This is a genomic window from Winogradskyella epiphytica (genome assembly GCF_003217215.1).
Classification (GTDB): Bacteria; Bacteroidota; Bacteroidia; order Flavobacteriales; family Flavobacteriaceae; genus Winogradskyella; species Winogradskyella epiphytica.
Genome location: NZ_QJTD01000015.1, coordinates 1 through 7227 on the forward strand (window position 1 = coordinate 1; position 7227 = coordinate 7227).

Below are 7227 nucleotides of genomic sequence, written 5' to 3' on the forward strand. Positions count from 1 at the left end.
CCATAGAACCACTTTCTTTTAAACGGTTTTTCTTTTTTAGTTCTATCTCTTTTGCTAATGTTTTGGGTAATGACTTTTTTGACATATCGACACCTGTAATAAGTTCCATATCAGCAATAATATCTTGTTGAAAATCCTTTTGAAACTCTAGTTCTTCAATACGTTCTTTAAGTTTTTTAATCTCATCTAATTTACTCATACCAGTATTTTGTTGTACTAAGGTACTGTATTTTCTAATCCAATAAGAAATAGTTGTTCTAGGAACATCGTATTTTTTGGAAGCGAAGTTTGTGGATACTTGACCATTTAAGATTTGGTCAACGACGAATAATTTGGTTTCTAAAGTAACTTTTTGGTAACTTTTTTTTCGCCAGTGTTCATTTTGTGTTTTCATAAGTGACTATAATTAAAGGTTTAATTTTTAGTCAACCTATTTCAGGAAAATTCATTTTTCATATTGTGGCTAACGTTTAGTGTATGAGCAGTGGCGTGGTTCGGCACGGACAATTGCAAACAGGTACTTACCATTGGGAATTCCGCAGGAATTTCCAAGTAAGCGAGGACAAGCCATTGCTTATACACATTGTTGGCAATAGTTATTTTATCACGTTCAGAATAGATTCAGCAAGTTCAGATTGACCTTTTTCGCTTGTCAGAATTTCTCGGTCGTTTTTGTTAGTTAAATAGCCAATTTCAACAAGAGCGATTGGGTATTCAACATTTTTTAGAAGATAAAAATCTGCTTTTTTAATTTCTACTTTTCCATCATTGAAACCATAGAACAATTTAAGAGCTAAATCTCCAGACTTTTCTTTTTGCGAGTTTTTATCACTTACGAATATTTCTTTTCCATTTTCTTTTTCATTATCAGTAGAGTTTACGTGTAATGATATTACAAAGTCGGGTTTCAATTGGTTGATTTTATTTACACGTTCATTTAAAGTCAAAAATTCATCTGTGTCTCTTGTTAAAATAATTTCAATATTTGAGTTTTTGTTCATTCCTTTAATCTTATTCGCAATATTTAGAGCAATTTCTTTCTCATTAAATCCGCTTGCAGTTGTTCCGTTGTCGTGTCCTCCGTGACCAACGTCAATTACGATTGTCTTTTTTTCCACAGTTGTAAATGCCATAGTCATTGTTAAAACTGCTAATCCGATAAATTTCATTAAGTTTTTCATTGTCTTCTGTTTTTGGTTTGTAATTCTGGATAACGTTAAATTTAGTTATTAATTATTAATCAGTTAAAATTCTTATATTCTTACTCTCGTTATATTTATTTCCATTTATTGCTTTAAGTTATCGAATTCTGGTCGGGTCTTTTTAATTATTGCCAACGGGTTTGGCTATGGTTTCGTTGCGTGAAAATCCGCGAGGATTTTCCGCCGTAAACCGAAGATAGCAAATTTGCGAGGACTTTCCGAGAGGAAAGTCAGAAGCAATGAACTATAGCCGGTGTTGTGCAACGTATTTTTTTCATTTCAGGATTTTTTGAATTATCAGACCATCTATCAAAAACGGTAAAACCATTGTTCCAGCCAAAATGATTAAAGTCGGAATAATGTCAATTTTCTTTTCTGGGAATCTAGATATTTCAGGTTCTTTTTTGTAAATCAGATAGTATGGAATTCGGATTAGTTTATACAGAAGTAGAAAAATTAAAGTCATTTGAGAGCCAAAATATACAAGTGATTTATTGTCTTTTGCGAGATAATGGTCATATAATATTCCAAACAGCAAAACTCCAATCGAAATCAGTAGATATTTCAGGAAAACATTTTTATTTTTCAATTTCTGCTGGTCAAAAATCAGAAGCCAAAGAAATGGAATGAAGAGTATAAAATAAATTATTTTGTCAATTTCCATTTATTATTAAAATTCTGTTTTTCTATATGTTGCACAACGTTTAGTATATGAAAAGTAGGCGATTACGAAGCACGAAACTTTCGGTTAAGCCTAAAGTTTGATAAGAGCTAAAACCTTTGATTTTACTACTGTTTCGCCTATTTTTTATATACATTGTTACCGCCTGTACTTATTCATTTATTGCTGCCACAGTCAAAGAATTATAAACAAAATTATCAGGAGTGATTCCACCTAATTCTCCATTATCATTCAACCATAATTGCCGCATGCCATTAAATACTTCTTTATTAATCTTATGAATTGCGTTTGGATTATGAAACACAGAAACACTTTCTCTCCAATCTTCATTTCCCTCTCCAAGTTTTACAACTTGGTCAAATTCCTTACCAGTAGACTTAGGTGTTGAGTCATAAGCAATACCAGACCTAACAATTATAATATCATTGTCTCCATTTCCTTTTTGAAAACCCATTCGATTAAATTTGTGAACATTACAATTATTTGTAAATATTACAGCACTGATGTTCTCAACATTTTCTTGATTGAAAAAATTTGAAGGGATTTCTTTCGATTTATATCTATGCGTATCTAACTTCTTATTTTCCTTTAGTTCTAATCCACTTTCTCTTATTTCAGTTTTATAGGAAATACCATACAAATATTCGATGATTTTTGAATCAGGTAAGAAATCGGCTATATAATTATGAAACGGAGTAATGGCTAATACCAGAGGCTTCCCTGTTACCCAAGCTAATTCCCAATACTTTTTATTAAGCTTGGAAAATAAAACACTCCCCAATCGTATTATATAATAATCAACTAATTCATTCTGAATAGCTATGTCATTTAATGCAAGAGCTTCTTTTATAAATTCGGCGGAATAAATATCATCAACTTTTTCATTTGAAACACTTGCTTCAACAAACAGTTCTGTTTGCATTTTTTTTAGATGAAAATCTGGTCTGTCACAATCTGAAAGTATTTCAAATTCATTTTCTTTATACAGAGAGTACAAGAACAACTCCCACAATCTTGCGTCAAAGCCTGTTGTTTGAAATTGTTGAATAAAATTCCCATCCTTATCATCAATTTCACTTGCGACATCTTCAATTAACTTCTTAGCAGGTTGAAAACCTTTAAATTCGTCTAGGAGCAGATAATCTTTATCCAGTTTTTCTCTTTCGGCTTTATGTTTAAATAAATCTTTCATTGGTTGATATTATATGAAATACCTGTAATCATATTCTATCTTTTCTTTATTCTCTATTAACTTACCAATCCTAGCAATATCATTTGAAGATGAAATAGTTGCTGGTAATTGTGAATACATATTTAATGAATTCCAATTCATCTTGGTTAATCCTAATATTTCGTTCGCAATTTGTTCTAAACTACCAGTCCCATGATGCTTAATTATTTTTAATGGTTTGGGAATATACCGCCCTCCTGGATAAAAATTATAATTTGGATTTTTCACTGATGGTACAACACCATGTGCCCAAAGTAATGCTTCGCTGGCATTCAACTGAATACAAGTCCCTCTTGATACTGAGAAACCATCTATTTCCGTTTTTCCATTTCTTGTCTTACTTGAAACATATTTTATATCATCTTCGAAGTTAATTTCAACTAAATCTACAGATTCAATATTTGTGTTATCATATAAGCTATCCAAAATGCCTTGTTTTTCATCTGCAGTAAAGAAAGTCCTTTTATGAATTACAACTCTCTTTGGAATTTCGTTCATAGACTCATAAAATAAGTTAATCACGTTTCTGCCAAATTCATAAGCATCATCGTAACTCAAATGGGGTTTCTTATGTCTCCATTGGATTTTCTCATTGCTTATTTTTGATAGTTTATATTTTAAACCTTCACCTGTAGAGCTATATATATGACTACAACCTAAAATTATATGACCTTTGTCTTCTTGCTTAGAATCAATACTATAACCGATTCCTGCAAAAGCTGTTGTTTTATCGGTGTTACTTAATATCCAAGGGGTTCTTAATGACTTAACATAATATGACAAGGATAACCACCAGTTTATCTGGCAGCTCTGCTTAACATCTTTTATGGTCTTTTCTCTTATAAATTGAGATGTAACTCTTTTCTCAACACAAAATGCCTTAACATAATCATGTAAGTCATATGATTCACCATTATCATGATAACTAGTGAAGTTTTCCCACCGTTTTGGAATATAAATAATCAATACGTTTTGATTTCCTGTAGCACTTAGTTTTGTTATTTTATCACAAATATTTCGTTTTATTTCATGGATATTTTCCTTAAAATCATTACTCTGTGGTTCAGCGATAGTCTCCCAGTCAGTTGATGTTGGTTCTGGTATATTAAGGCTTAAACCATAAGTATTATAGAACCCCTTGAAATCAATAATATAATCTTCCTTTTCACTAAACTTTGGAATCTCTTGATTCTGTTTAGACAAGAATTCAAATACGATTTTTGAATCTTGTGCAGGGGAAATTACGCCTAATTTGATAGTCGTATCTAAGAATGTATTCAAATTTGTCTCAAAAGGCTTGTTTTCTATCAACCCACGCATCGGATGAGTATCGGTCGAGTGATTGTTCCCATGCTTTGTCGAAAACAACAATGAAGACTCTTTAAACTGAATACCTCTAAGTTTTATAAATTTATCAGGAACATTATGAGAGTTTGTATACTTATTATTTAGGTCACAAATATTTGTGAATATAGGAGCTTTGTTAATAATGAAACTAAAACCACTTCCCGAATTTTCAGGAAAATCATATTTGTCTTTTGTGAACAGAGTTTTCCTCCATTTTTCAACATAATCATTGAATTTGCTATTCCATATTTTATGATAAAATGTTATACCAACTTGCTGAATTATATCTTTTGCAATGTCATCAGTTTCAAGTGCAAAACTAGGATTAAGAGTGAGGTAAAACTCACCATTTATTTTCTCTAATGAGAGCTTTATAGCATTAAATACCTTTTGGTTGGCGATATGCTGATATTGGTCTGACCATATTTTATCCCTGTAATTTGTCTTTAAACCTTTAGGCAATGCTAATAGTTTACATATTGCTGTCAACATTAGAGAATTTATCCCTGAATGGTAAATTCTAGTGTCAGTTAATGGCTTTCTAACAATATCTCCTGAGATAATTGACTTAAAAGCTTCTTTCACAACTTCCAAAGTTCCAAAAGCCCAAATTTGACCTTCATGTGGGATGGCTGATATATCACTTCTTTTAAGAGCGATATTATTCACAACGTCCCATGGTTTTCCTTCCAGGTTAGCATTAAATGCAAAAACTTCGTCAGGAAATTTTAATGGAAAGCAATTGCTTTTAAGTACTTTGTTATTGCGCGGTGGCTTTAAATCAAATGGAGTAAACGTCTCATTACTATTATTTAATTGTTGCATTGAAGAAAGCTCTTGTTTTAAAGCACTATTTCCTTCAATAACTAATTTAGTAATATTGAGCATTGTGGTGTCGAAACCATCAGTAGGAACGTAAAAAGCTTGACGGCTATTTTTATTTGCATGTTCGATTAATTCTGAGACTTCTTGACTATAATTGTTGTGGTAGCCACACCAAAATAACATACCACCACCTTTTTTTGAATAGGCATCTGTTAAAGCTTTCATTAATGAAGAATCACGACCACTATAACCAAGGACAATTAAATGTTTATCACCTAAATAGTCAATAAGTTTTTGTCTGAATGTTTCATCTTGCTCTTGGAGTTCTTCATCTGTGTTTTTTAAGTCTCCATATTTAAAATCACCATGAAGTTTAATAATTGGTAATTCAGTTCTATTCTGAGTTCGTTGATTTATTCGGTCTACTGTGTCTAATGCTATTTCTATTCCTTGCACACCACCAAGCACACAAGAATTCATGACTAAATCATCTAAATTTGTAGTCCAAACGGAATCCAATATTCCTTGTCTAACTAATAACGGAATTGTTCTATATCCAATAGCAGGTTTTACATTTGAGCAAATTTTTTGAAAATATTGGCTCCTATTTTTATCAATTGGGAAACACTTCTTGGCATAAAATGAATACTCTTCTTTACATCCATCCTCTACATAACTTCCTTGATTATCCAACCATGCTTGTATCGTTTTCTGAACTCTAGGATTTCTAAAATTGTCTATCCAGTCATTAGTTGAAGAATTATTACTTTTATAAATTGTTCCTTTCCAATCCCAAATACAGTCATTTGCTGAAGGTATTCCTGAGCTAATCGATGTGCCAGCTCCTAATAAAAGAGCATATGTATCATCTTTACTTATTGCAACAGACCTCAAAAATTCATCAAATTGTAATTGGTTCATATATTTTCATTTTTCAAGCTATAATGTTTCCACGAGCTCGGTTCTTGTATTGGCGGTAACGTGTTTGTATATGGTTTGTTGCGTGGTTAAGCACGTAATTTAGCAAATAAAAACCGAATAGAAAATCCGCGAGGATTTTCGTAAGTAGGCTAGAACCAAGCAATAAATTATATACAGTGTTGGCAACTGGCTTTTCTTATTTATTTTCCTAATATTTTATTCCAAATCGACTTTTTTGAAATTAGATTTTCCCTATTCAAATCCAGCATTTCTTTTCCGTTCGATTTTATTAATAAATCCAACAACTTATTATATCCGTTTTCTATTTTAAATTCCATCTCATTTTTATAAAGAGGTAGAACATTGTAAATATTTATTTTCCGTCCGTTTTTCTTTATTTCTGTAAAATCATTGCCGAATGTAACAGAAGGAAGAATTAATGCACCTACATAGTCCGTATCAGTTCCATAAGGCGTCAAATCCTCTTCTGCTTGTATTGTATGTCCAATTCCTATCCAAGTGTCATAAAAGTGAGGAAACTTCGCAGTTCTTTTAAGCATTGTAATTATCCAATCATTTTTGTTTTCTCCTGTGTAAATTTGGTCAAATTCTATGTCTTTTGGAATTAGTATCATTAATTCTGCAAATTCTAATTCCTCTGGATTTTCGACTTGTTCAGAAACATTCATTTTTAGAGTACTCATTCCAGAAGTCAAAAGAATATTGAAAGGTGCGTTTTTTGGTTTTATAAAATAAACATCAAGATGTATGTCGAAAGTTGGAATTTCGTGAAATACTGTTGTTAAATTCTCGTCAAAAAATTGGTCTAAATGTTCAGCAATCCATTCAGTGTGTTCGTAGTAATGTTTTCTGTCCGAGAACGGATTTTTGTATTCAGCCATAAGTTCGTTTTCAGCTTGTTGCCAACGGTCTCGGCTATGAGTAGTTGCGTGTGTAAGTTACAAACTTTGCAAGTACATACCAAACTGAAAATCCGCGAGGATTTTCAGAAGTAGGCG

6 protein-coding genes are annotated in these 7227 nt (G+C 31.9%); 1 reads left to right on the forward strand and 5 read right to left on the reverse strand.

Annotated features, from left to right (window positions below):
- On the reverse strand, nt 1-394 hold a 394-nt coding region (locus DFQ11_RS14395), incomplete at its 3' end, for a helix-turn-helix domain-containing protein (protein ID WP_110476583.1).
- A 202-nt stretch (nt 395-596) separates the two neighbouring features.
- Entirely contained in the window at nt 597-1181 is a 585-nt protein-coding gene (locus DFQ11_RS14400; protein WP_110476584.1) for an N-acetylmuramoyl-L-alanine amidase family protein, read from the reverse strand.
- A 441-nt stretch (nt 1182-1622) separates the two neighbouring features.
- Between DFQ11_RS14400 and DFQ11_RS15130 the strand changes: the two genes are divergently transcribed.
- Nucleotides 1623-1832, forward strand: a complete 210-nt coding sequence (locus tag DFQ11_RS15130; RefSeq protein ID WP_146221545.1) for a hypothetical protein — start codon at nt 1623-1625, stop codon at nt 1830-1832.
- 203 nt (nt 1833-2035) lie between these two features.
- Here the strand turns inward: DFQ11_RS15130 and DFQ11_RS14415 are convergent, their stop codons facing one another.
- The 3 genes from DFQ11_RS14415 to DFQ11_RS14425 all read right to left on the reverse strand — a co-directional run bounded on the left by DFQ11_RS14415 (nt 2036) and on the right by DFQ11_RS14425 (nt 7110).
- Nucleotides 2036-3076 (reverse strand): hypothetical protein, encoded by a 1041-nt coding sequence (locus DFQ11_RS14415; RefSeq protein ID WP_110476586.1) that lies wholly within the window; start codon nt 3074-3076, stop codon nt 2036-2038.
- Nucleotides 3077-3085: 9 nt separating this feature from the next.
- Nucleotides 3086-6208: an SIR2 family protein gene (locus tag DFQ11_RS14420; protein WP_110476587.1), complete on the reverse strand. Its 3123-nt coding sequence runs from the start codon at nt 6206-6208 to the stop codon at nt 3086-3088.
- A gap of 200 nt (nt 6209-6408) precedes the next feature.
- Nucleotides 6409-7110, reverse strand: a complete 702-nt coding sequence (locus tag DFQ11_RS14425) for a suppressor of fused domain protein (protein ID WP_110476588.1) — start codon at nt 7108-7110, stop codon at nt 6409-6411.
- Nucleotides 7111-7227 lie beyond the last annotated feature (117 nt).